Annotated in this window: 26 protein-coding genes; 17 read left to right on the forward strand and 9 right to left on the reverse strand. The window is 69.7% G+C overall.

The window, feature by feature from the left end; genetic code table 11:
* From JOF29_RS07040 to JOF29_RS07065, 6 genes are all read left to right on the forward strand, one after another.
* Positions 1–666 carry a VOC family protein gene (locus JOF29_RS07040; RefSeq protein WP_209693413.1) on the forward strand — a complete coding sequence of 222 codons (666 nt, stop codon included), beginning with the start codon at positions 1–3 and terminating at the stop codon, positions 664–666.
* A 9-nt stretch (positions 667–675) separates the two neighbouring features.
* On the forward strand, positions 676–1743 hold the full coding sequence (gene dapE / locus JOF29_RS07045) for a succinyl-diaminopimelate desuccinylase (protein WP_209693414.1): 1068 nt from the start codon (positions 676–678) through the stop codon (positions 1741–1743).
* A gap of 38 nt (positions 1744–1781) precedes the next feature.
* Entirely contained in the window at positions 1782–2627 is an 846-nt protein-coding gene (locus JOF29_RS07050) for an LOG family protein (RefSeq protein WP_209693415.1), read from the forward strand.
* Between the two features lie 103 nt (positions 2628–2730).
* On the forward strand, positions 2731–5109 hold the full coding sequence (locus JOF29_RS07055) for a DivIVA domain-containing protein (protein WP_245358102.1): 2379 nt from the start codon (positions 2731–2733) through the stop codon (positions 5107–5109).
* A gap of 47 nt (positions 5110–5156) precedes the next feature.
* Entirely contained in the window at positions 5157–5582 is a 426-nt protein-coding gene (locus JOF29_RS07060; protein ID WP_209693417.1) for an SRPBCC family protein, read from the forward strand.
* Positions 5579–6139, forward strand: a complete 561-nt coding sequence (locus JOF29_RS07065; RefSeq protein WP_209693418.1) for a DNA-3-methyladenine glycosylase I — start codon at positions 5579–5581, stop codon at positions 6137–6139. The genes JOF29_RS07060 and JOF29_RS07065 overlap by 4 nt, the downstream gene beginning before the upstream one ends.
* 191 nt (positions 6140–6330) lie before the next feature.
* Here the strand turns inward: JOF29_RS07065 and JOF29_RS07070 are convergent, their stop codons facing one another.
* The 4 genes from JOF29_RS07070 to JOF29_RS07080 form a co-directional block, all read right to left on the reverse strand.
* A complete protein-coding gene (locus JOF29_RS07070) occupies positions 6331–7884 on the reverse strand; it encodes an SBBP repeat-containing protein (RefSeq protein ID WP_307863186.1) in 1554 nt (517 codons plus the stop codon).
* Positions 7787–8422 carry an alpha/beta hydrolase gene (locus tag JOF29_RS42775; RefSeq protein ID WP_307863187.1) on the reverse strand — a complete coding sequence of 212 codons (636 nt, stop codon included), beginning with the start codon at positions 8420–8422 and terminating at the stop codon, positions 7787–7789. Before JOF29_RS42775 ends, JOF29_RS07070 begins: the two co-directional genes overlap by 98 nt.
* A gap of 139 nt (positions 8423–8561) precedes the next feature.
* Positions 8562–9353 carry an enoyl-CoA hydratase/isomerase family protein gene (locus tag JOF29_RS07075; protein ID WP_209693420.1) on the reverse strand — a complete coding sequence of 264 codons (792 nt, stop codon included), beginning with the start codon at positions 9351–9353 and terminating at the stop codon, positions 8562–8564.
* A gap of 34 nt (positions 9354–9387) precedes the next feature.
* The gene (locus JOF29_RS07080; RefSeq protein ID WP_209693421.1) at positions 9388–10206 is read right to left on the reverse strand and encodes a PaaX family transcriptional regulator; all 819 of its coding nucleotides are present in this window, start codon (positions 10204–10206) and stop codon (positions 9388–9390) included.
* A gap of 176 nt (positions 10207–10382) precedes the next feature.
* Here JOF29_RS07080 and JOF29_RS07085 point away from each other — a divergent pair, with 176 nt between their 5' ends.
* Complete coding sequence (locus JOF29_RS07085) at positions 10383–10550, forward strand: DUF3117 domain-containing protein (RefSeq protein WP_012923066.1); 168 nt, start codon at positions 10383–10385, stop codon at positions 10548–10550.
* A 195-nt stretch (positions 10551–10745) separates the two neighbouring features.
* Entirely contained in the window at positions 10746–12191 is a 1446-nt protein-coding gene (locus tag JOF29_RS07090; protein WP_307863188.1) for a leucyl aminopeptidase family protein, read from the forward strand.
* Positions 12192–12197: 6 nt separating this feature from the next.
* Here JOF29_RS07090 and JOF29_RS07095 read toward each other — a convergent pair whose 3' ends face one another.
* A complete protein-coding gene (locus tag JOF29_RS07095) occupies positions 12198–13172 on the reverse strand; it encodes an alpha/beta hydrolase (RefSeq protein ID WP_209693423.1) in 975 nt (324 codons plus the stop codon).
* Positions 13173–13244: 72 nt separating this feature from the next.
* On the opposite strand from JOF29_RS07095, the gene JOF29_RS07100 reads away from it, so the two are divergent.
* Complete coding sequence (locus JOF29_RS07100) at positions 13245–13796, forward strand: TetR/AcrR family transcriptional regulator (protein WP_209693424.1); 552 nt, start codon at positions 13245–13247, stop codon at positions 13794–13796.
* Between the two features lie 48 nt (positions 13797–13844).
* Here JOF29_RS07100 and JOF29_RS07105 read toward each other — a convergent pair whose 3' ends face one another.
* From JOF29_RS07105 to JOF29_RS07120, 4 genes are all read right to left on the reverse strand, one after another.
* The gene (locus tag JOF29_RS07105; RefSeq protein ID WP_209693425.1) at positions 13845–14699 is read right to left on the reverse strand and encodes an oxidoreductase; all 855 of its coding nucleotides are present in this window, start codon (positions 14697–14699) and stop codon (positions 13845–13847) included.
* A gap of 207 nt (positions 14700–14906) precedes the next feature.
* Positions 14907–16169 (reverse strand): dienelactone hydrolase family protein, encoded by a 1263-nt coding sequence (locus JOF29_RS07110; protein WP_209693426.1) that lies wholly within the window; start codon positions 16167–16169, stop codon positions 14907–14909.
* Between the two features lie 70 nt (positions 16170–16239).
* Positions 16240–17397, reverse strand: coding sequence for a glycogen synthase (gene glgA / locus JOF29_RS07115; protein WP_209693427.1), 1158 nt, complete (start codon positions 17395–17397; stop codon positions 16240–16242).
* A 16-nt stretch (positions 17398–17413) separates the two neighbouring features.
* Positions 17414–17962, reverse strand: a complete 549-nt coding sequence (locus JOF29_RS07120) for a GNAT family N-acetyltransferase (protein WP_209693428.1) — start codon at positions 17960–17962, stop codon at positions 17414–17416.
* A 228-nt stretch (positions 17963–18190) separates the two neighbouring features.
* Between JOF29_RS07120 and glgC the strand changes: the two genes are divergently transcribed.
* From glgC to JOF29_RS07160, 8 genes are all read left to right on the forward strand, one after another.
* Positions 18191–19450 (forward strand): glucose-1-phosphate adenylyltransferase, encoded by a 1260-nt coding sequence (gene glgC / locus JOF29_RS07125; RefSeq protein WP_209693429.1) that lies wholly within the window; start codon positions 18191–18193, stop codon positions 19448–19450.
* Entirely contained in the window at positions 19447–20682 is a 1236-nt protein-coding gene (gene kynU / locus JOF29_RS07130; RefSeq protein ID WP_209693430.1) for a kynureninase, read from the forward strand. Before glgC ends, kynU begins: the two co-directional genes overlap by 4 nt.
* The gene (locus tag JOF29_RS07135) at positions 20679–21977 is read left to right on the forward strand and encodes an FAD-dependent oxidoreductase (protein WP_209693431.1); all 1299 of its coding nucleotides are present in this window, start codon (positions 20679–20681) and stop codon (positions 21975–21977) included. Before kynU ends, JOF29_RS07135 begins: the two co-directional genes overlap by 4 nt.
* Before the next feature lie 136 nt (positions 21978–22113).
* A complete protein-coding gene (locus JOF29_RS07140) occupies positions 22114–23616 on the forward strand; it encodes a 2-hydroxymuconic semialdehyde dehydrogenase (protein WP_307863189.1) in 1503 nt (500 codons plus the stop codon).
* Positions 23613–24026, forward strand: a complete 414-nt coding sequence (locus JOF29_RS07145) for a RidA family protein (protein ID WP_209693433.1) — start codon at positions 23613–23615, stop codon at positions 24024–24026. Before JOF29_RS07140 ends, JOF29_RS07145 begins: the two co-directional genes overlap by 4 nt.
* A 3-nt stretch (positions 24027–24029) precedes the next feature.
* Positions 24030–24545: a 3-hydroxyanthranilate 3,4-dioxygenase gene (locus JOF29_RS07150; RefSeq protein ID WP_209693434.1), complete on the forward strand. Its 516-nt coding sequence runs from the start codon at positions 24030–24032 to the stop codon at positions 24543–24545.
* Positions 24542–25555, forward strand: coding sequence for an amidohydrolase family protein (locus tag JOF29_RS07155; RefSeq protein WP_209693435.1), 1014 nt, complete (start codon positions 24542–24544; stop codon positions 25553–25555). Before JOF29_RS07150 ends, JOF29_RS07155 begins: the two co-directional genes overlap by 4 nt.
* Positions 25552–26274: an alpha/beta hydrolase family protein gene (locus tag JOF29_RS07160; RefSeq protein WP_209693436.1), complete on the forward strand. Its 723-nt coding sequence runs from the start codon at positions 25552–25554 to the stop codon at positions 26272–26274. Before JOF29_RS07155 ends, JOF29_RS07160 begins: the two co-directional genes overlap by 4 nt.
* Positions 26275–26317: the final 43 nt, after the last annotated feature.

The following is a 26317-nucleotide window of genomic DNA, read 5'->3' on the forward strand; positions in this document are numbered from 1 at the left end:
ATGACTGTCGCGCGGTTCAAGGACCTGTGTGTGGACGTGGCGTCCCCGAGTGAGATGGCTGCGTTCTGGGGGCGGGTGATCGGGCTGACGACGCCCGCCGACAACCCCGGCGTGCTGGTTGGCGACGTACCGGAGAAGACCATCTGGATGTGCCGGGTGCCGGAGCCGAAGATCGTGAAGAACCGCGTCCACCTGGACGTGCACACCGGCGCCGTCGCGAATCTGCAAGCAGCAGGTGCGACCATTCAGTCCGACGAGCAGCGCTGGACCGTGCTCACGGATCCGGAAGGCGGCGAGTTCTGCGGGTTCGTGCGCGACACCGACCCGGCGTACCGGCTGATGGAGTTGGTGGTCGACTCGACCGACCCGGAGCGGCAGGCGCGCTGGTGGGCGGGCGTCGTCGGCGGTGATGTCGCGAGTACGCCGGACGCGCCGTGGTACTGGCTCGAGAACGTCCCCGGCCTCCCGTTCCCGTACTGGGTGTTCGTCCCGGTCCCGGAGGCCAAGACCGTCAAGAACCGGATCCACTGGGACGTCACCGCACCCGCCCTGCAACCGGTGATGGACGCGGGTGCGACACTGCTCCGGCCCCGGGACGGCGAGATCGGCTGGCACGTCTGCGCCGACCCCGAGGGCAACGAGTTCTGCGTGTTCCTGCCTGCCTGAGGAGTCTGCATGACCAAGTTGGACCTGACCACGGGTGCCGCGGACCTGACCGAGGCGCTGGTGAACGTCTCCTCGGTCAGCGGTACCGAGGAGAAGCTCGCCGACAAGGTGGAGAAGGCGCTCTCGGCGTACCCGCACCTGAAGGTGTTCCGGCACGGCAACACCGTCGTTGCGCGGACCGACCTCGGCCGCGACGAGCGCGTCGTCGTCGCCGGCCACCTCGACACCGTGCCGCTCAACGACAACCTCCCGGCCCGCCGCGCCGACGGCCTGATCCACGGCCTCGGCGCCTGCGACATGAAGGGCGGCGTCGCGGTCGCACTCCGCCTGGCCGCGACCCTCGACGAGCCGAACCGGGACATCACCTATGTCTTCTACGACTGCGAGGAGATCGAGGCCGAGCGGAACGGTCTGTACAAGCTGACCCGCTCCAACCCCGAGCTGCTCGAAGGCGTGTTCGCGGTCGTGATGGAGCCGTCGAACGCGGTCGTCGAGGCCGGCTGCCAGGGCACCATGCGGATCGAGGTGACCACCCGCGGCGAACGCGCGCACTCGGCCCGCTCGTGGATGGGTTCGAACGCGATCCACGCCGCGGGCGAGGTGCTCGCGCGGCTTTCGGCGTACGAGCCGCGCCGGGTGCCGATCGACGGGCTCGAGTACCGCGAGGGGCTGAACGCGGTCGCGATCAGTGGCGGCGTCGCGGGCAACGTCGTACCGGATCTGTGCACGGTGACGATCAACTACCGGTTCGCTCCGAGCCGGTCGGAGGCGGAGGCCGAGGCGCATCTGCGGGAGGTGTTCGAGGGGTACGACGTGGTCGTCACGGACTCGGCGCCCGGCGGACTGCCCGGGCTGGAGCGGCCGGCCGCGGCGGCGTTCCTGCAGGTGGTGGGCGGGGATCCGCAGCCGAAGTTCGGATGGACGGACGTGGCCCGGTTCACGCTGCTCGGCGTACCGGCGGTGAACTACGGGCCGGGCGACCCGCTGTACGCGCACAAACAGGACGAGTTCGTGCCGGAGGCGGAGATCGAGCTGTGTGAACAGCGGCTGAGGAGTTGGTTGACAGGCCGCGCCTGAAGCAGGCTCGGCTACCGGTCAGGCAATAACCTGGAGGCATGTCAGAACCATCGATCCACCCCGACCGTCCGGTCGGCCAGCAGCAGCGCGGGCCGGTCACGATGCGGCGCAAGCAGGTGCAGCAGTCCACGTCCGAGCAGCGGCTGCTGGACAGTCGCGGCCCGTCGGACTGGGTGCACACCGACCCGTGGCGGGTGCTGCGCATCCAGTCGGAGTTCATCGAGGGATTCGGGATGCTGGCCGAGCTCGGGTCCGCGATCAGCGTGTTCGGGTCGGCGCGGACGAAGCCGAACGACGCGATGTACGTCGCCGCGGAGCAGTTCGGGCGGAAGCTGGTCGAGGCCGGGTACGCCGTGATCACCGGCGGCGGGCCGGGCGTGATGGAGGCCGCGAACAAGGGCGCGTCCGAGGCCGGCGGGGTGTCGGTCGGGCTCGGGATCGAGCTGCCCTTCGAGAACGGCATGAACGAGTGGGTCGACATCGGGATGAACTTCCGGTACTTCTTCACCCGGAAGACGATGTTCGTGAAGTACGCGCAGGGGTTCGTGGTGATGCCGGGCGGGTTCGGCACGCTGGACGAGCTGTTCGAGGCGCTCACGCTGGCGCAGACGCGGAAGGTCACGTCGTTCCCGGTCGTGCTCTTCGGTACGTCGTACTGGGGCGGCCTGGTCGACTGGCTCCGTACGACGATGCTCGAGGACGGCAAGATCTCCGCGGCCGACCTGGACATGTTCGTGGTCACCGACGACGTGGACGAGGCGATCAGCTACATCGTCAAGGCCGGCGAACTGGCCGACGCCGCCGCCGACGAAGCCGCCGAGACCGCCGCGGCCCAGGTCGACGGCAGCTCGCGCTCCCACCCACTCGGCTCCGACGGGAGCTGAGACGTCACGCTGGTGGATGACGCCTGCTACGCGCTGGCGTGACCCCGCAAATCCCGGGTGATTGTGCGGTTGACTCGGGCGGCATGGCACGATCGGTCCCGTGATGTGGTTCTTCGGGCTGATCGTGGTGCTGTTGATCGGGGCTGTCGCGGTGGTGGCCTCGGGTCGTTGGGGTGCCATGAGCACGGCGTACGACGACCGTCCCGACATGTCGGTGCCGGCCCGGCAGGCGCTGACCTCGACCGACATCGAGTCGGCCCGGTTCGCGGTCGGCGTGCACGGATACCGGATGGACGAGGTCGACACCCTGCTCGAACGCGTCGCGAAGGAGGTCGCCGAACGCGACCGCCGCATCGCCGACCTCGAACGCGCCGTCGCCCCCATCGTCGACTCCCCCGAGGGCCACGGCTTCACCTCGAACCCGTACAGCACCCCCGAATTCGACGACACCGGCACCCACCAGCCCATCCTCGTCGGCGGCACGTTCCCGAACCCCGCCACCACACCCGAAACCACCCAAGCCGCAGCCCCCAGCCCCGAAGCCCCCACCACCGAACCCGGTGCCGTCGACCCGATGGGCGAGCGGACAGAGCCCGGCGCCCTCGCCGAACAGACGGGTGCAGCAGTCGCCGCTGGTGGAGCCGCCGGCGCGGCGAACGCTGGCAGGTCGGAGGGCGCTGCGCCCGGTGGGACGAATGCTGGCAGGGCGGGTACGCCGGATGCTGCAGCCGGCGCTGGCACCGCAGCAGGCTCCGGAATGGCAGCTGCTGGGGCGGCGGCTGGCGCAGCGCTTGTCGGAGGAACCGCTGGTACGACGGACGCCCGGAGAGCTGCTGGTACGACGGATGTCGAGGGAGCGGCTGGTACGACGGATGCCGCAGGAGCGGCTGGTACGACGGATGCCGCAGGAGCGGCTGGTACGACGGATGCCGCAGGAGCGGCTGGTACGACGGATGCCGTCGCCGGGGCGGATGACGACGAGCCGGAGACACGTGAGCTCCCCCGGGCGAGCCAGGCCGCCGCGGACGAGTACGAACGCCTGCAGGCCGAAGCACGCGCCGTACTGGAAGCCCAGTCGCAGCCAGTAACCCCCCGCCGCGCCCCGGCCCCCCACGAGCCGGCCAGCACGCAGCCGCCGCACGAAGCGCCTCCCACGCAGCCGCCTGAAGACGCGCTGTCGCAGGCGCCACAAGATGAGCAGCCGCAGGCTTCCTACCAATCGTCCCAGGCTCCTTACCAGCCTTCCCCGGACTCCTTCCAGCAGTCCAGCCAGGGCGTGTCGCCCGTGGAGGCGGTGCCGCTCACCCCCGCGCAGCAGTACGACCAGTTGAAGCTCAACCAGCCGGCGCCCGTACGGCTGCAGCAGCCGACAGCACCACCTGCGACCGACGAGCAAACCCACACCGAGCCCGCGCCGGCATCCCCAGCACCCGCGGCTCCCGCGGAGCAGTCAGCTGCCGCGGAGCAGGCAGCACCCGCGGAGCAGTCCGCGGGAGCTGAGCAGCCGACCCGGGTGGAGTGGCAGCAGGCATCGGCCGCGTCAGCTGACCAGCCGTCCCGCTCGGAGTGGCAGCGGGCGCCGGCCGGGTCGGGTGAGCAGCCGTCCGACGTGGAGTGGCAGCAGGCATCGGCCGCGTCAGCTGACCAGCCGTCCCGCTCGGAGTGGCAGCGGGCGCCGGCCGGGTCGGGTGAGCAGCCGTCCGACGTGGAGTGGCAGCGGGTGCCGGACGCGTCAGGTGAGCGACCATCCCGCGGGGATTGGCGGCAGGCGTCGAGCGAGCTGACTGCGTCGAGCGAGCAGCAGGCGGGTGCTGGCCAGGCGGACGGGCTTGGTGGGCGGGCTGCTGCTGATGGAGACGTGGGTACGGCGTCCGCGGTGCACTGGACGGCGCAGCCGGCAGTACAACCGGAGCAGCCAAACGATCGACACCAGCCCCAGCCGGAGACCCAGCCACAGCAGGAGCCGCAGCACCAGCGGGAGCCGCAGCAGAAGTACCAGCAGGAGCCGCAGCACCAGTACGAGCAGGAGCCTCAGCACCAGCAGGAGCTGCAGCACCAGTACCAGCAGCACCCGCAGGAGCCCGAGTACCCGCAGGAGCCGCAGCACCAGGAGCACCAACAGGTGGCGCGGCAGCCGTACGACGGTGGTCAGCGGGACGGGAACCTCGGGCAGGGGCAGGACGGTTGGCAGCAGCGCGGTGGCCCTGCGCGCAGTGAGGGTGCGCAGCAGGCAAGTGTTGAGAGGCCGGGCCGGGCGGAGCCAGCTAGCGGACCGCAGTCGGCTGACGAGGCGCGGTCGGTTAACGGGCCGGAGTCGGCTAGCGGGCCGGAGTTGGGTGACGGGTTGGGCTCGGCGGGCGGCGGGGTGGGGGACGAGTCTGGGAACGGGGCGGTTGATGGTGAGGCGAGTGGTGCGGAGGGGTGGCGGTTTTGGCCGCCGGCGGGGCAGGAGGGGGAAGGGGCCTATCAGCGGCCTAGCTGATGGGGGTTTCGGGGAGTTGTCACGCGGCGGCGTCGGTGGAGTTGGGGTTGGCGCCTGAGGATGCGTGGGCGGTGGTGATGGACTGGGAGCGGCAGTCGCGGTGGATGTTGTTCACGCGGGTGTGGGCGACCGGGAACGCTGGCTCCGGCGTCGGCGGGGGAGTTGCGGCGCGTACTTCTGTCGGTGGCATCGGGTTCACTGACGACATGGTCATCACCCACTGGGATCCGCCGCGCGACTGCACGGTGAAACACCTCGGCAAGGTCGTCCGCGGCACTGGTACGTTCACGATCGAGCCGAGGGCGTACTGCGGTGCGGGGCCGGACGACTTGTACGGCAGCGCGTTCATTTGGTCCGAGGACGTCGTGCCGCCGTTCGGACGGCTCGGTGTGTTCGCCTGGCCGATCGTCCGGCCGGTGTTCGAAGCCATGATGCGGATCTCGCTCCGCCGGCTCGTGAAGGAGATCCAGTGACGGTGACGGGCCCGGACGGGCAGCAGCGGTGTGGTTGGGCGACGTCGGCTCCGGAGTACGTCGAGTATCACGACACCGAGTGGGGCAAGGAGATCCGGAACGACGTCGGGCTGTTCGAGCGGATGACGCTCGAAGGGTTCCAGTCGGGCCTGTCCTGGATCACGATCCTGCGCAAACGGGAGAACTTCCGGACCGCGTTCGCGCACTTCGACCCGGAGACGATCGCGAAGTACGGCGACGCCGACTTCGACCGGCTGATGGCCGACCCGGGGATCGTCCGGAACCGGTTGAAGATCAACGCGACGATCTCGAACGCCCGCGCGCTGCTGGACCTGGCCGACGGCGAGTTCACCGAGCTGCTCTGGTCGTTCCGGCCCGCGAAGCAGAAGATCCCGAAGACCCTCGCCGACGTACCGGCCACCACGCCGGAGTCGATCGCCCTGTCGAAGGCGTTGAAGAAGCACGGATTCGTGTTCGTCGGACCCACCACGGCGTACGCGTTGATGCAGGCTACAGGCATCGTGAACGACCACCTGAAGACCTGCATCGCACGCTGAATCTCGTGCACGTGCATCTGCAAAAGGCAACTGCATAAGGCTCTTTGCCGAAATCCAAAGACAAACGGCTGAACGAGTTGTGCTCCGGGCACAGAACGTGATGAGGTATTCAGCGGGCTCCCCGACTGTCAGGTGGTTGTCCGGCCGTGACTCGCCCGGCCGGAACGCGGTCGTGGAGCCCACCAAACGTTCTACGGGTGCCTGTTGATCCCGTCCGAAGTGAAGCTGGTCCGGAACACATCTGTTCCGGTCAGCCCGCTCAGTTGGGTGCCGTCCGCGGTCGTGGTGAGGTACAGGTTGGCTTCCGCGTAGGCGTCCGCGGCGTCGTCGTTCGCAGTACCGAACTGTCGCGTCCAGGTCGGCGTGTGATCCGGCGAGTACTTCGCCAGCACGCCGTCGAACTTCCCGAGTGGCGTCTCCAGCGCGCCGTCCGTGAACCCGCCGACGTACACCGAACCGCCTGCGTCCACAGCGATCGCGGCGCCCTTGTCGTTGCCGCTCGTCCCGAACTGGTCGCGCCAGGTCAGTACGCCGTCCGCGTCCGCGCGGGCGACCACGATGTCCTTGTCGCCGATCGACGTCCGCGCGAAGTCGCCGGCCGTGTACCCGGTCAGATACACCCCACCAGCAGGATCCGCCGCGAGCCCCCACACCTCGTCGGACTCCGACGTACCGAACTGCTTGGTCCACACCGCATCACCTGCGGTCGAGTACCTCGCAAGGAACCCGTCGACGCCACCGGCCGACGTACCGAACGAGCCGCCCGTCATCCCGCCGACGTACACCGAACCATCGGACACGGCGACAGCCATCCCCTTGTCCTCGCCCGCGCTGCCGTTCTGCCGCAGCCACACCTGCTTCCCGTCGCCGTCGTACCGCGCGACGAACACGTCCTTGTCGCCCTGGTTCGCACCGCCCAGCGCGCCCTTCGTATAACCACCGACGTACACATCCGTCCCGTCGATGGCCACCGAATAGCTGCGATCCGCCACCCCCGGTACGCCGAACTGCGTCAGCCAGCGCCGATTCCCGTCACCGTCGTACTGCGCCACGAACGCATCGTCGGTGGAGTTCCCCGGATGCGCCCCGTCCAGGTCGCCGTTCGTGTACCCGGTCACCACGACCCGCCCGTTCGCGTCCACCGCAACGCCGTACGCGCGGTCGGTCCCGCTCGACCCGAGCGACCGCGTCCAGGCCCTCGACCCGTCCGCGGCGTACTTGACCAGCGACACGTCCGTCCCGGAAACCGCCTGGTAAACGTTGCCCGAGGCATCGGTCGCGATCCCGCCCGCGCGGTCGTCGCCGCCGGTGTCGGTGATCTCGGCCTGCATCGGCGTGGCCGGCGGCTTCCCGAGGTACTGGAAGATGTACTTCGCGCCTTCGGCGAACGTCGGCCCCCAGACGTCCCAGTCGTGCCCGCCGTCGACGACGCGGAACTCCGACGTCAGGTTCGGCACCCGGGACGCCTGGTTGAACACCACGTGTGCCTCGAAGTCGAGGTCGTGGGTGGCGTCGATCGGCTTCGGGTTCTTGTACTCGTCGTCGCCGACCGCGATGAACACGTGCGACTGCTGTCCGCTCGCCGCGAACGACTTCAGCGCCGCCGGCCAGTTCAGCTTCAGGTACGTCGCCTCGACGAACGGATCCTTACCCTTGCCGAAGGCACCGAAATCGCGGGTGCTGGAATCGCTCGGCGGCAACGGGAAGTACACCGCCGGGCTGAGCACGATGCCGGCACCGAACACGTCCGGGTGCGCCAGCGTGTACCGCAGCGCGCCGGCCCCCGCCCATCGAGTATCCGGCGATCGCGCGGCCGGTGCGGTCGGCGATCGTCCGGTACGTCGCATCGACCTGCGGCACCAGGTCCTTGAAGAACGCGGTCTCGACGGGCCGGCCGGGGTCGGCGCCCTTGTACGCCGAGTCGACGTACCAGCTCGCCCGGCTGCTCCACGGCGCGTCCGGCATGATCGCGATCGCGGGCGGGATCTCGCCGCTGCCGATCAGCTCGTCCAGGCGGCTCTTCACCTGCGTCCACGCGCTCATCGAGTCGCCGCGGCCGTGCAGCAGGTAGATCACCGGGTACCGGCGGGTGGACTCGTCGTACCCGGCCGGCAGGTAGACGTTGTAGTTGATGTCCTCACCGAGCGTCGCGGAGCGAACGGCGGCGGACTTGATGACTCCGGGCGGCCCGGGCGGCGCAGGCGGCGCGGCACCGGATCCAGGGACGACGAGACTCCCGACCAGCGTGGCAGCGGTCAGGACAGGCAGCAGCAGTTTCCTCACACGGCAGTTTGTAATCGCTTACGTAAACGATTACAAGAGGCTGGGCTGTACCGAAGAACGGGCAGTGGTGACCGATTGCGCGGCGTGTCGGGCCGCCGGCGCCTCGAACAGGCGACCACTGCTCGTTCTTCGGTACGCCCTACCGCCCGTTGAAGGTCGGCTTCTGCTTCGCGACGAAGGAGGCGACGGCGTTGTGGTGGTCTTCGGTGGCGCCGGTCTCCTGCATCTTGCCCGCCTCGAAGGCGAGGGACTCCGCCAGCGTGTGGCTCGCGGAGTGGCCGAGGGACTGGCGTACGGCGCCGTACGCCACCGTCGGGCCGGCCGCGAGCTTCCCGGCCAGCTCGGCGACCGTGCTCTCCAGGTCGGCGGCAGGTACGACGGAGGTCGCCAGGCCGAGGCCGAGTGCCTCGGCGGCGGGGACGGTGCGCGGGAAGTAGAGGAGTTCGAGCGCCTTCGCGTGGCCGATCAGCCGGGGGAGTGTCCAGGAGATGCCGGTGTCGCAGGACAGCGCGATGCCGGTGAACGCGAGGTTGAAGCCGGCCGTGTCCGCGACCACCCGGAAGTCGCACGCGAACGCCATCGACGCGCCGGCCCCGGCGGCCACCCCGTTCACCGCGGCGATCACCGGCTTCGGCATCTCGGCGAGCGCCAGCGCGATCGGCGCGTAGTGGTCCGGCACCGTGCTCCATAGTGCGGCCTGGTCGTTCGCCTGTAGCAGTCCGATGTGCTCCTTCAGGTCCTGCCCGACGCAGAACGCCCGCCCGGTCCCGGTCAGCACGACGACCCGCACGGCCGGGTCGTCCGCGGCGGCCTGGATCGTGTCGCGGAGCAGCACCTTGGTCGGCGTGTCGAGCGAGTTCATCGCGTCCGGCCGGTTCAGGGTGATGGTCGCGACACCTTCCGCTACGGCGTACGTGACGGAATCACTCATCGTGGTCAGCTCCTTGACTGTCGGTAAGGGAATTTCAGTGCTGCGTCAGGCAGTCGTCGACGAAACGCCCGGCCGCGGGGCCTAATCGGTCGGCGTGGAAATCGAAGAACGCGGCCGCCTTCGTCCCGGCCCAGCCGGCCGGCAGCAGCTCGTCCGGCAGCCCCGGATCCCGGAACAGGAACTTCCGCCATTCGTGCACCAGCTCGGACCGGACCGCGAACGCCTGCTCGTCGCCCGCGTCCGCGCCGCCGCCGTCGACCAGCGCCTTCGCCTCGATCAGCCAGCTGTCGTACGACGCGCCGAGCTCGTCGAGCTTCCAGACCCGGCGGGCGAACTCGACCGCGCCGGCGTCGACCGGGGCCCGGAACCGGTCCGCGGCGATGCCCTCCATGTCGAGGATCTGGTCCACTTCGATGTCGTTGCGCAGCCCCACCCAGGCGCCGTCGGACAGCGGAGCCCAACCCAGGAAGGAGAGTTGGCTCGCCAGCTGGTCGCGGCGCCGGGCGTTCGGCACCTCGCGGAGGATGCCCAGGTGCCAGTGCCGGTCCCAGTCGCCCGGCCCCTCGGAGCCGGTCACCACCGGCGTGCCGTCCGGCGCGGTCCGGTAGATCCGCGCGGCGGCGTCGTCGAGCCGGCGACGCGCCCGGGAGGTCAGCCCGTATCCGGGTTGTCCTTCGATCCGGACCGGCTCCAGCCAGCCCTGCCGGACCATCCGCGACACGGCGGTCCGGACGGCCGGTGGATGCACGCCCAGCGGCGCGAGCAGCCGGACGAGAGCCGCGACCGGGGCCTGCGCACCTCGCGCGCGCAGGTGGTCGCCGTACAGGTCGAAAAGGGCTGAACGGGCGTGCACAAGACTCGAGTCTGCCGTATGGTGCACGGCCTTGGCCTGAGATCGGGAATAATGGGGTGCGACACACACCGATACACACTGCGATACGCGCCGACGGCGCATCACCGCAACGGCGCCGGCCACGGTCCGCCGCGCGGTGTCGTCGCTCAACACCGACACTGGGAAGGGGTGCGCGCATGGCGGCGATGAAGCCGCGGACGGGCGATGGTCCGCTCGAGGTCACCAAGGAGGGCCGCGGGATCGTGATGCGGGTTCCGCTCGAGGGCGGCGGACGGCTCGTCGTCGAGCTGAACGCCGACGAGGCGACCGAGCTCGGCAACGCACTGAAGGCCGTCGTCGGCTGATCACAACCTCCGGGGGTGCCAGCGCCCCCTGTCTATCACTCCGACCCCGGTGGGTGCCTTCGCAGGCACCGGCCGGGGTCGTTACGGTTGTCCAACCTATTTGATCAAACCAGTGAGGTCGTCCTAGTGGCTCGGCGCAGCAGTTCGTCTCCTTTCCCCAGTCTTCCGGGTGTCAGCTGGCAGCCCGGTCTGCCGGTGCACGGGTCGTCGACGTGGGTGGTCGTCGTCGGCGACGAGTTGCCGGCCGCCGCCAAGGAGGCGGGGGAGCGGCTCGGGATCGACCTCGACCGGCTGCTCGAGGTGCAGCGGGATACCGGCTTCACGCCGTCCGCCGGCAGTACGGCGGCGTACCCGCTGCTGACCGGAGACGTGACCGAGATCCTGCTGGTCGGGGCCGGCGACGGCAGCGCGAAGGACCTGCGACACGCCGGGGCGGCGATCGCCCGGTTCGGTCGCGGCAAGGACGAGCTCACCACCGTCGTTGCCGAGGGCATCGACGACGCGGCGCTCCAGGCGTTCGCGGAGGGCGTGGTGCTCGGCTCGTTCTCGTACACCCAGAAGACCGTCGACCCGGGCAAGCCCGCGGTCGGTACGGTGACGCTGACCGACGGGTCGGCCGCGGCACGGCAGGACGTGCTGGACCGCGGCATCGTGATCGGGCGCACCGGCTGGCTGGCGCGGCAGCTCGCGGTCACCCCCTCGAACGAGAAGGACCCGTCCTGGCTGGCCGCGCGGGCGACCGAGATCGCGGCGGCGACCGGGCTGGTGGCGACGGTCTGGGACGAGAAGAAGCTCGCCGCCGACGGCTTCGGCGGGATCCTCGCGGTCGGTCAGGGCTCGACCCGCCCGCCGCGGTTCATCCGGCTGGACTACGCCCCCGCCGGTTCCGGCAAGGACACGCCGTACGTCGTGCTCGTCGGCAAGGGCATCACGTACGACACCGGCGGCCTGTCGCTGAAGCCGCGCGAGGGCATGGTGTCGATGAAGCGCGACATGACCGGCGGCGGCTCGGTGATCGCGACCATGTCGGCGCTCCGCGACCTCGGTGCGAACGTCCGCGTGACCGGCCTGGTCTGCGCGGCGGAGAACATGCCGTCGGGTACGGCGTACCGCCCGGACGACGTGATCCGGCACTTCGGCGGTCGCACCACCGAGGTGAAGAACACCGACGCCGAGGGTCGGCTGGTGCTCGCGGACGGTCTCGCGTACGCCGTCCAGGAGCTGAAGCCGGACGTCCTCGTCGACATCGCCACGCTGACCGGCGCGATCAAGGTGTCGCTCGGCGCGATGCTGTACGGCGGGCTGTTCGCGACCGACGACGCGCTCGCGGACAACCTCGCCGACGCCGGCCGGGTCTCCGGTGAGGAGCTGTGGCGGATGCCGCTGCCGGCCGAGTACGAGGAGCTGATCGCGACCCCGGTCGCGGACTCGGTGAACAGCTCGAAGGGCCCGGGGTCGATCACCGCAGCCCTGTTCCTGAAGGCGTTCGCGGGCGACGTCCCGTGGGCGCACCTGGACCTGTCGTCGATCGCGGAGTCGCCGCGGGACCGCTTCGAGTACTCGACCGGCGCGACCGGGGCCGGCGCGCGGCTGCTCGGCACCTGGCTGGCCTCCGACGCGCCGACCTCGGGCATCAGCTGAACGGCATTACCTGAACCTCGCGCAGAGGAAGTCGACGATCCGGTCCCGGGCCGGTTTCGCCTGCGGTACCAGGCCGGGCATGCTGATGAACGCGTGCCCGGCCTTCGCGTACTCGCTCACCTCGACCGTGGTCCCCGCCGCGCGCAGCCGGTCGGCGTACACCCGGCCGTGGTCCGCGACCGGGTCGAGCACCGGGATCACCACGAGCGTCGGCGGCAGCCCGCCCAGCTCGTCGGCGTACAGCGGGGACAACGACCGCGGATCGGTGCCCTCTGGTACGGCGAGGCGCCGGAAGAACTCGAGGCCCTCGCGGGTGAGCGTCGGCGTCTCCGGGTACTGCGACACCGAGTCGTAGTCGAGCGCCGTCGAGGTCACGTCGACGCAGGGGTTGACCAGCACCTGCGCCCGCAACGACAGGCCGGCGTCCCGGGCCCGGAGCGCGGAGAGCGCCGCGACCATCGACCCGGCGCTCTCGCCGGCGACCGCCACCCGGGTCGGGTCGATACCCCAGTCCGCCGCGTGCTGGAACACGTACCGCAGGACGTCCCAGCCGTCGTCGACGATCGCGGCCAGCGGGGTGTCGTGGTCCATCAGCCGGTGCTCCACGGACACCACCACCGCTGACGCGCGGGCGGCCAGGTGGCTGTTGATCCAGTCGCACTGCACCGCCGTACCGACGTAACCGCCGCCGTGGACGTGCAGTACGAGCGGGAGTTTTGCCTGGCTGTCCGGGCGGTAGACCCGGACCCGGATCGTGCGGTCGGGGAGCTGGACCTGCTGCCAGCCGATCGTCACGCCGCTGTGCGGGAAGCCCGTCAGCAGGTGGGCGAACCGGGAGGTGACGATCCGGTTCGCGACCTCGCCGAACGCGGCCAGGTCCGCGGGCGACATCGTGCGGTAGTCGGGCTCCTTGCGGAGCGCGTAGACCAGGCGAACACCCAGCGGCGGCTGGTGCGTCGTGCTGGCGGCGGTCTTGAGCATCGGGCACCGTCCTGCGGTTTCGCTACGATTAGTATCGATACCGACGGTAGCATAACTGGGTAGGGTAGGCCCATGGCTTCCAGCACCCGGCCGCCCGGCCGGCCCCGGTCCAGCGTCGACGCGGAGGTGTTCGCGGCGACGCTGCGGACGATCGACCAGCTCGGGTACACCCGGGCCACGGTCGACCGGATCGCCGCCGCGACCGGGATCGCGAAGACGACGATCTACCGCCGCTGGCCGTCGAAGGGTGCGCTGGTCACCGCGACCCTGGTCGACTCGTTCGGCCCGTTGCCGCTGACCGGGCGGGACGGCGCCGCGGACATCGCCGCCGCGATCCGGTACGGCGTCCGCGCGGTCGCCGAGCCCGGCGTGGCCGCGGCGTTCGCCGGGGTGTTCACGGACGCGATCGGGGATCCGGCGCTGCGGGAGATCCTCGCCACCCAGCTGCAGGACCCGTACCGCAAGGTCCTGATGGAGACCCTCGGGCTGTCGGAGCAGCGGGTGCTGTTCGTCATCGACGTGGTGATCGGCACGCTGCTGCACCGGATGGGCATGACCGGCGAGCCGATGGTCGAGGCGGACGTCGACGCCCTGATCCAGATGCTCCAACGCGAACTGGCCTAGCTTTCCGGAACTTTTCCTGCCTGGAGCGACGGAAAAGTACCGGAAAGCCTAGGCGCCGATCGCGTCCAGTTCGGCGACCGCGTCGGCGGGCAGTTCCAGATCGCGGGCCGCGACGTTCTGGCGGAGGTGGTCCACCGACGACGTACCCGGGATGACCACGCTGGTGCTCGAGCGCTGCAGGAGCCAGGCGAGGGCGACCTGGTACGGCGTGGCGTCGAGCCGGGCCGCGACCTTCGACAGGGTCTCCGACTGCAGAGGGCTGAATCCGCCGAGCGGGAAGAACGACGCGAACGCGATGTTGTGCTCCTCGGCGTAGTCGACGACGTCGTCGTCCGCGCGCTCGACCAGGTTGTACAGGTTCTGCACGGTGACGATCGGGGCGATCGTCTGCGCCTCGCGGAGCTGGGCGACCGAGACGTTGCTCAGGCCGAGATGCTTGATCAGGCCCTGCTGCTGCAACTCGACGAGCGTCGTGAACGGCTCCTCGATCGATTCGGCGCGGCCGCCCTCGCGCTCGGCGGTCCGCAGGTTCACCACATCGAGGACGTCGACGCCGAGGTGCTCGAGATTCCCGTGTACCTGCTGCTTGAGCTCGTCCGGCGACAGCGCCGGGAGCCAGGACGCGTCGTCGCCGCGCCGGGCGCCGACCTTGGTGACCAGGTGCAGGCCGTCCGGGTACGGGTGCAGCGCCTCCTTGATGATCTCGTTGACCACGGTCGGGCCGTAGAAGTCGCTGGTGTCGATGTGGGTGATGCCGAGGTCGACGGCCTCCCGCAGTACGGCGATCGCCTGGTCGCGGTCCTTCGGCGGTCCGAAGACGCCGGGGCCGGCGAGCTGCATCGCGCCGTACCCCATCCGGGTGATGGTGAGGTCGTCGGCGAGCGTGATGGTTGAGTTCGTCATGTCTCCAGTGTTCGCCGGCGCGCGCGGAACAGGGAGTGCCCCGTTGTTCCTGGTAGTGACAGGGCACAGGCTATTGCGGCGGACCCGGTCTACCGTGGACAGATGGAGAACGCGCTGGGCGACCAAGGTCCTGGCTGGTGATCCAGCGCAGCGGCGGGGTGGTGCGCCGCCGGACGCGGGCGGCGCGGCCGAGTGGCGGGGCTCGGGTCAGGCCCGGGGAGCGTAGGCCCGAATGATTTCCGGGTAGGCCGCGAAGGCGGTGCCCGTGTGATCCACCGCGCCCATCGAGTGCACTGTCACGTCGGTTCCGCGCCGCCTGAGTGAGGCCGCGCAGGAGTCGGCGTTGGCGGCGGCGACGTCGGTGTCCTTGGTCCCGCTGTACAGGTGCACCGGGATGCGCGGCGTCCAGTCCTGGCAGACCTGATCGGCGGCTTGGGTCGCCCGCAGCAGTCGCCCTGTCGGGTGCTGCAGCCGAGCGGCGAACTCCGGCGTGAACAGCTTCTCCGGCGAGTCCGGCAGCCCGGCGACGATCTCCTCGTCGGTGTGCGACCCGTCGAACAACCCCTCGACGGTCGACGCGTACGGCGCTTGGAACGCCTGCCGCGGGTCGTCGTACAGCCCGACCGTCCGGTTCCACGCGGTCACCAGGTACGCCAGGTAGAACGTCGCGGTCGGCGGGATCACGCGTCCGTCGAAGGCGGCCGGCAGCTCCTCGCCGAGCAGGTCGTACGGCCCCGCGACCGCGTGCAGCGCCCCCAGCCGGAACGGCCCGACCTCGCCGCGACTCAACGCGCGACCGAAGGCAAGCGACGCCCGGCCGCCCTGCGAGAACCCGGTGACCAGTACGTCGCGCTTGAACGCCACCCCGTGGTTGGCCGCGAACGTCCGCGCCGCGAGCAGCAGGTCCGCCGACGCGGACGTCTCGGTCTTCGTGTCGAGGTACGGATGCGGTCCCGGGCCAAGTCCGAGCCCGAGGTAGTCCGGCGCCACCCCGACCAGCCCCTGCCCGGCGAACAGCGCCGTGACCAGCCGATCCGTCGACCGGTCGTCGACCGACGCGGCGGCCGCCTTGGTCGCGTTCGTCCCGTGCAGGTACTCCGTCACCGTCAGCGCACCGCTTCGACCGTCCGGCAGCACGACGATCCCGCTGGCCGTCGTGGGCCGCCCGTGAGTGTCGACGGTCCGGTAGATCAGCCGGTACGCCGCGACGCCGTACGACGACTTCGGCGTACCCGGGAAATCCGCCGCTGCCGCATCGAGCTGAGCCGCTGTCAGTTGCCCAACAGGAACCGCCGAGACCAGCGCACCACGTGGCGTGTGGACGCTGGACACAGCCGCTTCGGACAGCGTCGGCCGATGAACGGCGGCGAACGCCGACGCGGGGAAGGCGAGCAGAGCGGCGGTGGCGAGGGTGGCGGCGACGGTCTGTGTCAGGCGATGGGTCAGGCGATGGGTCAGGCGAGAAGTCATACCCCAACCCAACCGCCGCCGGCCTCGTCACAGAATGGTGCGAAACCCCCGGATACCGGTGGGGTTTCCCCTACCCGAGCAGGCTGTTGTACAGCTCCACGGTCCGTTGCGCCACCGCGTCCCAGCCGAACTGCGAGACGGCCCGTTCGCGCCCAGCCTTGCCCATTGCTGCCGCCCTCGCCGGGTCGTCGACGAGTGCGTTGATCCCGTCCGCGAGCCCGCGTTCGAACGTGTCGGTGTCGTTCACGTCGTACGGCACCAGGATGCCGGTGACGCCGTCGTCGACGACCTCGGGGATCCCGCCGACCGCGCTCGCCACGACCGCTGTCTCGCAGGCCATCGCCTCCAGGTTCACGATGCCGAGCGGCTCGTAGATCGACGGGCAGCAGAACGCCAGCGCGTGCGTGAGGACCTGCCGGACCTCCTCGCGCGGCAGCATCTCCGACACCACGAACACGCCGTCGCGGGCCAGCCGCAGGTCCTCGATCAGCGCGTCGGTCTCGGCCTTCAGCTCGACCGTGTCGGCCGCGCCGGCGAGCAGCACGAGCTGCACCGACGGGTCCAGCCGCAGCCCCGCGCGGAGCAGGTGCGGCACGCCCTTCTGCCGGGTGATCCGGCCGACGAACGTCACGTACGGCCGGCTCAGGTCGACGCCCAGCCGCTCGAGCACTGTCGTCGACGGGTCCGGGTGGTAGAAGTCCGCGTCGATCCCGTTCGAGATCACGTGCACCTTGGCCGGGTCGATGGACGGATAGCATTCGAGTACGTCGTCCCGCATCCCGCGGCTGACCGCGACGATCGCGTCGGCGGCCTCGTACGCGGTCCGCTCGGCCCAGCTCGACAGCCGGTACCCGCCGCCGAGCTGCTCGGCCTTCCACGGGCGCCGCGGCTCCAGCGAGTGCGCGGTCACCACGTGCGGTACGTCGTACAGCAGCTTCGCCCAGTGGCCGGCCATGTTCGCGTACCAGGTGTGCGAGTGCACGAGCTGCGCGTCCCCGACCGCCGCGGTCATGGTCAGGTCGGTGGAGAGGATCCGCAGCGCCGCGTTCGCGGTCGGGATCCGCGGGTCGTCCTCGGAGTGCGCGGTCGCGCCCTGCCGGGGCTCGCCCATGCAGTGCACGTCCACGTCGATCAGCCGGCGCAGCTCGCGGACGAGGAAGTCCACGTGCACTCCCGCCCCGCCGTACACGTCCGGAGGAAACTCACGCGTCAGGATGGCGACCTTCACAATCTCCGACCATAGGTCATCTGGCGACGTGTGTCGGCACCCAGAAGCGCAGCTTTCCGTGTCGTTCGCCTTCCAGTTCGCCACCAGCTGCCTCGATCACCTTGCGCGATCCGGTGTTGTCCACGTCGCAGGTGACCAGCGCCGGGTCGATCCCGAGGGCGCCCGCGATCGGGAGCGACTGGGCGAGCATCTGGGTCGCGTACCCCTGCCGGCGCGCGGACGGCCGGACCCAGTACCCGATGTGGCCGCCGACCTCGGTGAGCGGCGGAGTCAGGTCGTGCCGGATCGAGAGCCGGCCGAGGAGCTCCACGCCGTCGACGAACCACAGCACGGTCTGGTGCACGATGCCGGGCGGCAGCACGGTGTCCGGTTCGGCCTCCCGCCGGATCGCCTCGACCAACTGCCGGAACCCGGCCGGATCCGCGGCCCGGTCCCGGCTCCACAGCTCGTCGTCGCCGGCGATCGACTTCGGCCCCAGCCAGTGCAGGTCCTCCGGAGCGAGCTCGTCCCAGGCCGCGAGGAACGAACGGTGAACGGCAGCGGTCGGAACGACGAGGATCGGCATCTTTACAGTGTCGCGACACTCGCAACCGCTTATGTACCGGGGCATCCGGAGTAAGGCCATGCACCCCCCTCCTGCACAGCGCGATCGCGCACTCGGTGGGCACCTCGCGGCACCGGAGCGGCGTCCACGATGCTCCGCATCGAGGACGCCACTCCGGCACCCCGATGCACTCCACCGAGCACACGCTCGCACTGCACATGAGGGGGGCGCATGGCCTAAGGTGCGGACATGGCAAAGGCGCCCAGAGTTCTCGGAATCGTGCTGGCCGGTGGTGAGGGGAAGCGGCTGATGCCGCTGACGGCCGACCGGGCCAAACCGGCTGTGCCGTTCGGCGGCAGTTATCGGCTGATCGACTTCGTCCTGTCGAATTTGGTCAATGCCGGCTATCGAAATCTCTGCGTGCTGACCCAGTACAAGTCGCACTCGCTGGACCGGCACGTCACGCTGACCTGGCGGATGTCGACCCTGCTCGGCAACTACGTGACCTGCGTCCCGGCGCAGCAGCGGCTCGGTCCGCAGTGGTACCAGGGCAGCGCGGACGCGATCTACCAGTCGATGAACCTGATCAAGGACGCGGACCCGGAGTACATCGTGGTCTTCGGCGCCGACCACGTGTACCGGATGGACGCGTCCATGATGGTCGCCGCGCACATCGAGCGCGGGAACGGCGTGACCGTGGCCGGTATCCGGGTCCCGAGGGCCGAGGCGACCGAGTTCGGCGTGATCAAGACCGCCGCCGACGGGCACGCGATCGAGGAGTTCCTGGAGAAGCCGGCCGACCCACCCGGGCTGCCGGACTCGCCGGACGAGGCATTCGCGTCGATGGGCAACTACGTGTTCAGCCGCGACGTCCTGGTCGAGGCGCTCCGCAAGGACGCCGCCAACCCGGCGTCCCGGCACGACATGGGCGGCGACATCGTCCCGATGCTCGTTGCCGAGGGCAAGGCGGGCGTCTACGACTTCCAGGAGAACGATGTACCGGGGGCCCTGGACCGGGACCGCTCGTACTGGCGGGACGTCGGGTCGCTGGACTCCTACCACGAGGCTCACATGGACCTGGTGTCGATCCAGCCCGTGTTCAACCTGTACAACTCCGACTGGCCGATCTTCACCTCGCATCCGCAGCTGCCGGGCGCGAAGTTCACCGACGACGCGACCGTCGGTGAGTCGATCGTCTGCCAGGGCTCGATCGTGTCCGGTGCGCATGTCGACCACTCGGTGCTCGGATCGAACGTGGTCGTCAGCGCCGGCGCCGACCTGCTGAACTGCGTGATCATGGACAACTGCAAGATCGGCCGGGACGTGGTGCTGAAGAACGTCATCCTGGACAAGAACATCGTGGTCCCGGACGGTACCGAGATCGGCGTCGACCCGGACTACGACCGGCAGCGCGGGTTCACGGTCTCCAAGGGCGGCGTCACGGTGCTCGGCAAGGGGCAGGTGATCGAGGCCGCTGTCGCTCCCGCCGCTGAGGTTGCTGAGGCGTGACCCTCTCGGAGACAGGTGCACTGCAGCTCGATGCGGCGGATCCCGGGCATCGGGAGCTGTTCGACGTACCGCCGGCGCAGGGTGGTGACTACCCCGACGTCGCGTACTTCGCCGGGAACTCGCTCGGCCTGCGCCCGAAGGCGACGCGCACCGAGCTGCTCGAGGACCTGGACGCCTGGGCCGCGCTCGGGGTCGAGGGGCACCTGGACGCGGCACGGCCCTGGCTCCCGTACCACGAGCTGCTGACCGGTCCCGCGGCGCGGCTGGTCGGTGCGCTGCCGAGCGAGACGGTCGTGATGAACTCGCTGACCGTCAACCTGCACCTGCTGATGGTGTCGTTCTACCGGCCGACCCGGTCGCGGCACCGGATCGTGATCGAGGACGCGGCCTTCCCGTCGGACAGCTACGCCGTACGGTCGCAAGCTCTGTTCCACGGGTACGACGCGGAGGACGCGGTCATCCGGCTGCGGCCGCGGCCGGGGGAGAACAGCCTGCGTACGGCGGATGTCGTCGAGCAGCTCGGCGGTGACGTCGCGCTCGTCCTGCTGGGCGGGGTGAACTACCTGACGGGGGAGCTGATGGACATCCCCACGATCACGAAGGCCGGACATGCTGCCGGTGCGGTCGTCGGGTGGGATCTTGCGCACGCCGCCGGGAACGTGCCGTTGTCCTTGCACGACTGGGATGTGGACTTCGCGGCGTGGTGTTCTTACAAGTACCTGAACTCGGGGCCGGGGGCGCTCGCCGGGGCGTTCGTGCACGAGCGGCACCTCGGCGGGGATCTGCCGCGGTTCGAGGGGTGGTGGAGCACGGAGGCGGCGACCCGGTTCGAGATGCGGCCGGAGGCGCGGCCGCCGGCGACCGCGGACGCGTGGCAGGTGTCGAACCCGCCGATCTTCTCGATGAGCCCGGTGCGGACGTCGCTGGAGCTGTTCGACAAGATCGGCATCGGCGTACTGCGGGAGCGGAGCGTGCGGTTGACCGGCTGTCTGTCGGAGTTGCTGGCGACATTCGAGGTCATCACGCCTGCTGATCCTGGGCGCCGGGGTGCGCAGCTGTCGCTCCGGGTTCCCGGTGGGGCGGGTGCGTTGTCGCGGCGGCTACGGTTCGAGTACGGCGTGATCGCGGACGCGCGGGAGCCCGACGTACTGCGGCTCGCGCCGGTGCCGCTGTATTCGACGTACCACGACTGCTGGCGGGCCGCCGCCGCGTTGACCGAGGTGCTGGGATGAAGGTCGCGATCGTCGGAGCCGGACTGACCGGGTCGCTGCTCGCCTGCTACCTGGCGCGGCGCGGGCTCTCGGTGGCGCTGTACGAACGGCGGCCGGATCCTCGGGTGGCCGAGGTCGAACGCGGCCGGTCGATCAACCTGGCGATCTCCGAGCGCGGGCTGGACGCGCTGCGGCGGATCGGTCTCGTGGACCACGTGATGGCCGACGCGCTGCCGATGAAGGGCCGGATGATCCACCCGGTCAGCGGGCCGCTGGACTTCCAGGCGTACTCGGCGTCCGGTGAGCGGGCGATCAACTCGATCAGCCGGGGCGCGTTGAACAACGCGCTGCTGTCCGCGGCGGCGGCTGCCGACGGGGTGACCGTGGAGTTCGAGCACCGGTTGGTGGAGCTGGACTCGGCCGCGGGGGAGCTGGTGTTCGCGACGCCGGCCGGGAAGGTGTCGGCGACGGCGGACGTGGTGCTGGGGGCGGACGGGTCCGGGTCCGCCGTACGCGAGCAGTTGCTTGCCGAGGGCATCGTCGCGGAGAACGTCGAGTTCCTGGACTACGGGTACAAGGAGCTGTCGATCCCCAGTGCTGCCGGGGAGTTCGCGCTGGATCCGGGGGCGTTGCACATCTGGCCGCGCGGTACGTCGATGATGATCGCACTGCCGAACCCGGACCGCTCGTTCACCTGCACGCTCTTCTGGCCGGCCGGATCCTTCGACGCGCTGACCACGGCGAGCGGGATCGCCGAGCACTTCCGGGAGAACTACCCGGATCTGTTGCCGCTGGCCCCTGACCTGGTCGACGACTACCTGAACAATCCCGTCGGGGTCCTGGGCACGGTCCACACCCTCCCGTGGCAGGCGCACGGCCGTACGGCGCTCCTCGGCGACGCGGCCCACGCGATCGTCCCGTTCTACGGGCAGGGCGCCAACTGCGCCTTCGAGGACGTCGTGGAGCTGGACCGCTGCCTCGACGACACCGGCGGTTCCTGGGCCCGGGCGCTCCCGCTCTTCGAGGCACGCCGCCGCGAAAACACCGAGGCGATCGCGGACATGGCCCTCGCCAACTTCGTGGAAATGCGCGACAAGGTGGCGTCCCCCGTCTTCCGCCTGCAGAAGCGGCTGGAACACGCCCTGGAACGTGCTCTCCCCGGCACGTACGTCTCCCGCTACGAACTGGTCTCCTTCTCCACCACCCCGTACGCCGAAGTCCAACGCCGCGTCCGCCGCCAGCATCAGGTCGTCGGCGCCGGGGCGCTCGCAGTGGCCGCCGCCCTCACCCTCGCCCGTCGGAAGCTGCGCCGATGACACTACGCCGGCCCCGGCCCCACCCCGCGGCATACGCGACGGGGTTATCCACTCGTCTGTGGGGTTCTGCGCTGGTACACCGATGGAGAAGCCAACACTTCAGTGGATATCCACTCGTGCCGGGGAGGTGGGCAGGGTGACGTTGTGGTCGGCTGAGCTGTTGACAGGGCAGCCGCGGTCTGTGGGGTTGTTGCGGCACTTCGTGGATGGCGCGTTCGTCGAGAGTGTGGCGCGGTTTGCGAAGGTTTCGCCGGTTACCGGGGAGCAGATCTTCGACGTCTGTGAGGCGGACGAGGGGACTGTGGATGCGGCAGTGGGGGCTGCGCGGGCGGCTCTGAAAGGGCCGTGGGGACGGATGAGCGAGCAGGAGCGGGCGGCCGTGCTGCGGCGGGTCGCGGACGGGCTCGAGCAGCGGTTCGAGGAGTTGGTAGCGGCGGAGGTGGGGGACACCGGGAAGTCGGTGGCACAGGCGCGGACGTTGGACATCCCGCGCGGCGCGGCGAACTTCCGCACGTTCGCGGACTTCGCGAGCACGCTGCCGACCGAGTCGTACACCACGGTTCTCCCGGACGGCCGGCGCGCGGTGAACTACGCCGTACGGAAACCCGTCGGCGTGGTCGCGATCGTCGTACCGTGGAATCTTCCGCTGCTGCTGCTCACCTGGAAGGTCGCCCCGGCGCTTGCCTGCGGCAACACCGTCGTGGTGAAACCGTCCGAGGAGACCCCGGCGTCGGCGACCGTACTCGCCGAGGTGATGGCGGAAGCCGGCGTACCCAACGGGGTCTTCAACCTCGTCCACGGCTTCGGGCCCTCGTCAGCAGGGGAGTACCTCACGAAACACCCCGGCGTGGACGCGATCACGTTCACCGGCGAGTCCGCCACCGGTACCGCGATCGCCAAGGTCGCCGCGGACCGCGTCAAGGCGGTCTCCTTCGAGCTCGGCGGCAAGAACGCCGGCCTGATCTTCGCCGACGCCGACCTGGACGCGGCTGTCGAGGGCTCCGTCCGCTCGGTCTTCACCAACGGCGGCCAGGTCTGCCTCTGCACCGAACGCCTGTACGTCGAACGCCCGATCTTCGAGCAGTTCGCATCCCGCCTGGCGGCCCGCGCCGGCGAGCTGACGTACGGCTGGCCCGCCGACGAGGCAACGATGAACATGCCGCTGATCTCCAAGCAGCACCGCGACAAGGTCCTCTCGTACTACGACCTCGCCCGTCATGAGGGCGCCGACGTACTGACCGGCGGCGGCGTGCCGACCTTCGGCGACGCCCGCGACGGCGGTTGCTACGTGCAACCAACCGTGGTCACCGGACTCGGCGCTGACGCCCGCACCAACCGCGAGGAGATCTTCGGCCCGATCTGTCACATCGCGCCCTTCGACACCGAGGAAGAGGCCCACGCCCTGGCCAACTCGTCGGACTACGGGCTGGCGGCAACGGTCTGGACCCGCGACGTCGGCCGTGCCCATCGCGCCGGCGCCGCCCTTGACGTCGGCCTGTGCTGGGTCAACACGTGGTTCCTTCGCGACCTCCGCACGCCGTTCGGCGGAGTGAAACTGTCCGGCGTCGGCCGTGAAGGTGGGCGGCATTCGGTGGACTTCTACACCGAAACCACCAATGTGTGCGTGGAGTTGTCGTGACGGTCGTACCGGGGAAGGCGACGCCGCGCGGACGGTTCCCCCATGTGCGGGTGTCCGGCGGGTTCGCGTTCGTCTCGGGTACGTCGAGTCGCCGGCCGGACAACTCGATCGCGGGCGCGTCCGTGGACGAACTCGGGACCGTGTCGCTGGACATCCGCGCGCAGACGCGGGCGGTGCTGGAGAACATCCGGGACATCCTCGGCGCGGTCGGGGCGGGGCTCGAGGACCTGGTCAGCGTGACGACGTACCTGGTGTCGATGAACGACTTCGGCGGGTACAACGAGGTGTACGGCGAATTCTTCGACGAGTCCGGCCCGGCCCGGACCACCGTCGCGGTTCATCAGCTGCCGCATCCCCAGCTGCTGATCGAGATATCCGGCATCGCGGCGATCCCGCGTCAGGAGGAGTAGGACATGGTCAACCTGGAGTCGACGAACTTTCCGCAGTGGATCGAGGACAACAAGCACCTGCTGAAGCCGCCGGTCGGCAACAAGCAGATGTTTCCCACCGGGGACGACTTCATCACGATGGTGGTCGGCGGCCCGAACCAGCGCACCGACTTCCACGTCGACCCGTACGAGGAGTTCTTCTACCAGATCTCCGGCGAGCTCAAGGTCAACGTGATGACGGACGACGGCCCGGCGACGGTCGCGGTGAACGCCGGCGAGATGTGGGTCCTGCCCCGGAACATGCCGCACTCCCCGCAACGCGGCCCGAACTCGATCGGCCTGGTGATCGAGCGGGTCCGCGAGCAGGGCACGCTGGAGAAGTTCCGCTGGTACTGCGCCAACTGCAACGGGATCGTCCACGAGGTCGAGCTCCAGGTGAACGACATCGTCGAGGACCTGCCGCCGGTGTTCAAGGCGTTCTACGAGAGCGCGGAAGCCCGCACCTGCCCGAACTGCGGGACGGTGCACCCGGGTAGATGACGGTCGACGTCCACACCCATCTGGTCCCGCACGGTTGGCCGGATCTCGCCGCGGCCTGCGGCGGGGGCGGCTGGCCGTGGTTGCGGATCGACTCCGAGCGGGCCGCGATGATCATGATCGGGCAGACCGAGTTCCGGCCGATCGGACCGCAGGCCTGGGATCGCGGCGTACGGCGTGCCGACATGGATGCCGACGGCATCGACCTGCAGGTGGTGTCGCCGACGCCGGTCTTCTTCTCCTACGATCGACCCGCCGGGCAGGCGGTCAAGCTCGCGGAGATCTTCAACGACCTGACGCTGCAGACGCTGGCCGGAGATCCGCGGTTCGTACCGTTCTGCCAGGTGCCGCTCCAGGATCCGGACCTCGCCTGCGCGGAGCTGGACCGCTGCCGCGCGAACGGGCACGTCGGCGTCGAGATCGGCAACCACGTCGGCGACAAGGACCTCGACGACGCCGGGATCGTTGCCTTTCTCAAGCACTGCGCGGAGACCGGTACGCCGGTTCTCGTGCACCCGTGGGACATGCCGGGCGGGCCGCGGCTGGACAGGTGGATGGCCCGCTGGCTGACCGGGATGCCCGCCGAGACGCACCTGTCGTTGCTGGCGATGATCCTCGGCGGGGCCTTCGACCGGTTGCCGCCGTACCTGAAGATCTGTTTCGCCCACGGGGGCGGGAGTTTCGCGTTCTGGCTCGGCCGGCTGGAGAACGCCTGGCACCGGCGCGGCGACGTCGTCCGCGGTTGCTCGGAGCATCCACCGTCGACGTACCTGGACCGGATCCTGGTCGACACGGTGGTGTTCGAATCAGCGCCTTTGCGGCTACTTGTCGATACCTTGGGGGAAGACCGCGTTCTGGTCGGCAGTGACTATCCCTATCCACTGGGTGAGCGGCCGGTCGGGGAGGTGGTACGGAAGTCCGGCTTCCTGACCGCGGAACAGCAACACAAGCTCCTGACCGCGAACGCCCTGCACTTCCTTGGAATCGAACACAGTCTCGGGAGGTCTGTATGAGTGAGGACCGGTCGGTTCTGTCGCGCAAGGCGCCCGAGCCCGATCAGGAGCTGCGGTACGGCGACCACGCGGACCAGGTGATCGACTACTGGCACGCGAAGGACTACCGGCCGCTCGTGGTGTTCATCCACGGCGGTTTCTGGCGGCCGCAGTACGACCGGCTGCACGCCCGCTCGCTCGGCGCTTCCCTGTCCGACCTCGGCTGGCCTGTGCTGCTGCTGGAGTACCGCCGTGAGGCCGGCAACCCCGACGTGTCCACGGCTGACGTCCGTACGGCGCTGGACGCTCTGCCGGACCTGCTGGACGTCCCGGCCGGGTACGTGCTCATGGGGCACTCCGCAGGCGGTCAGCTGGCGCTGTGGGCCGCGGCGACGCTCAACCCGGTCCGCCTGCGCGGTGTGCTCGCTCTGGCGCCGGTGGCGGACCTCCTGATGGCGGACCGGCAGAAGCTCGACAAGGGCGCCGTACAGGACTTCATCGGCGGCGGAGTCCGCAACGACCTGGACCCCGTCCACCTCCCCGCACCAATAGCCCCGGTCACCCTCCTCCACGGCGTCAACGACTCCGTAGTACCGATCTCCCTCACCGAGTCGTACTACACCGCCCACCCCACCTCCCACTTCCACCGCATCGAACACTGCGGCCACTACGAACTAATAGACCCCCAGTCCGACCCGTGGCACGAAGTACCCGCCCAACTGACCCGCCTCACCGGATGACCCTTCGGACCCCCTCGAAAGGGTTGGTCCCACCTCCAACACC

Origin of the sequence: Kribbella aluminosa, from assembly GCF_017876295.1 — a bacterium.
Taxonomy (GTDB): Bacteria; Actinomycetota; Actinomycetes; order Propionibacteriales; family Kribbellaceae; genus Kribbella; species Kribbella aluminosa.

Coding starts and splice junctions, on each gene's coding strand:
- JOF29_RS07100 (WP_209693424.1), top strand. CDS start 13,245: ATGGCTTCCAGCACCCGGCCGCCCGGCCGGCCCCGGTCCAGCGTCGAC.
- JOF29_RS07040 (WP_209693413.1), top strand. CDS start 1: ATGACTGTCGCGCGGTTCAAGGACCTGTGTGTGGACGTGGCGTCCCCG.
- JOF29_RS07075 (WP_209693420.1), bottom strand. CDS start 9,353: ATGAGTGATTCCGTCACGTACGCCGTAGCGGAAGGTGTCGCGACCATC.
- dapE (WP_209693414.1), top strand. CDS start 676: ATGACCAAGTTGGACCTGACCACGGGTGCCGCGGACCTGACCGAGGCG.
- JOF29_RS07085 (WP_012923066.1), top strand. CDS start 10,383: ATGGCGGCGATGAAGCCGCGGACGGGCGATGGTCCGCTCGAGGTCACC.
- JOF29_RS07160 (WP_209693436.1), top strand. CDS start 25,552: ATGAGTGAGGACCGGTCGGTTCTGTCGCGCAAGGCGCCCGAGCCCGAT.
- JOF29_RS07095 (WP_209693423.1), bottom strand. CDS start 13,172: ATGCTCAAGACCGCCGCCAGCACGACGCACCAGCCGCCGCTGGGTGTT.
- JOF29_RS07110 (WP_209693426.1), bottom strand. CDS start 16,169: ATGACTTCTCGCCTGACCCATCGCCTGACCCATCGCCTGACACAGACC.
- JOF29_RS07150 (WP_209693434.1), top strand. CDS start 24,030: ATGGTCAACCTGGAGTCGACGAACTTTCCGCAGTGGATCGAGGACAAC.
- JOF29_RS07105 (WP_209693425.1), bottom strand. CDS start 14,699: ATGACGAACTCAACCATCACGCTCGCCGACGACCTCACCATCACCCGG.
- JOF29_RS07155 (WP_209693435.1), top strand. CDS start 24,542: ATGACGGTCGACGTCCACACCCATCTGGTCCCGCACGGTTGGCCGGAT.
- JOF29_RS07050 (WP_209693415.1), top strand. CDS start 1,782: ATGTCAGAACCATCGATCCACCCCGACCGTCCGGTCGGCCAGCAGCAG.
- JOF29_RS07120 (WP_209693428.1), bottom strand. CDS start 17,962: ATGCCGATCCTCGTCGTTCCGACCGCTGCCGTTCACCGTTCGTTCCTC.
- JOF29_RS07055 (WP_245358102.1), top strand. CDS start 2,731: ATGTGGTTCTTCGGGCTGATCGTGGTGCTGTTGATCGGGGCTGTCGCG.
- glgC (WP_209693429.1), top strand. CDS start 18,191: ATGGCAAAGGCGCCCAGAGTTCTCGGAATCGTGCTGGCCGGTGGTGAG.
- JOF29_RS07135 (WP_209693431.1), top strand. CDS start 20,679: ATGAAGGTCGCGATCGTCGGAGCCGGACTGACCGGGTCGCTGCTCGCC.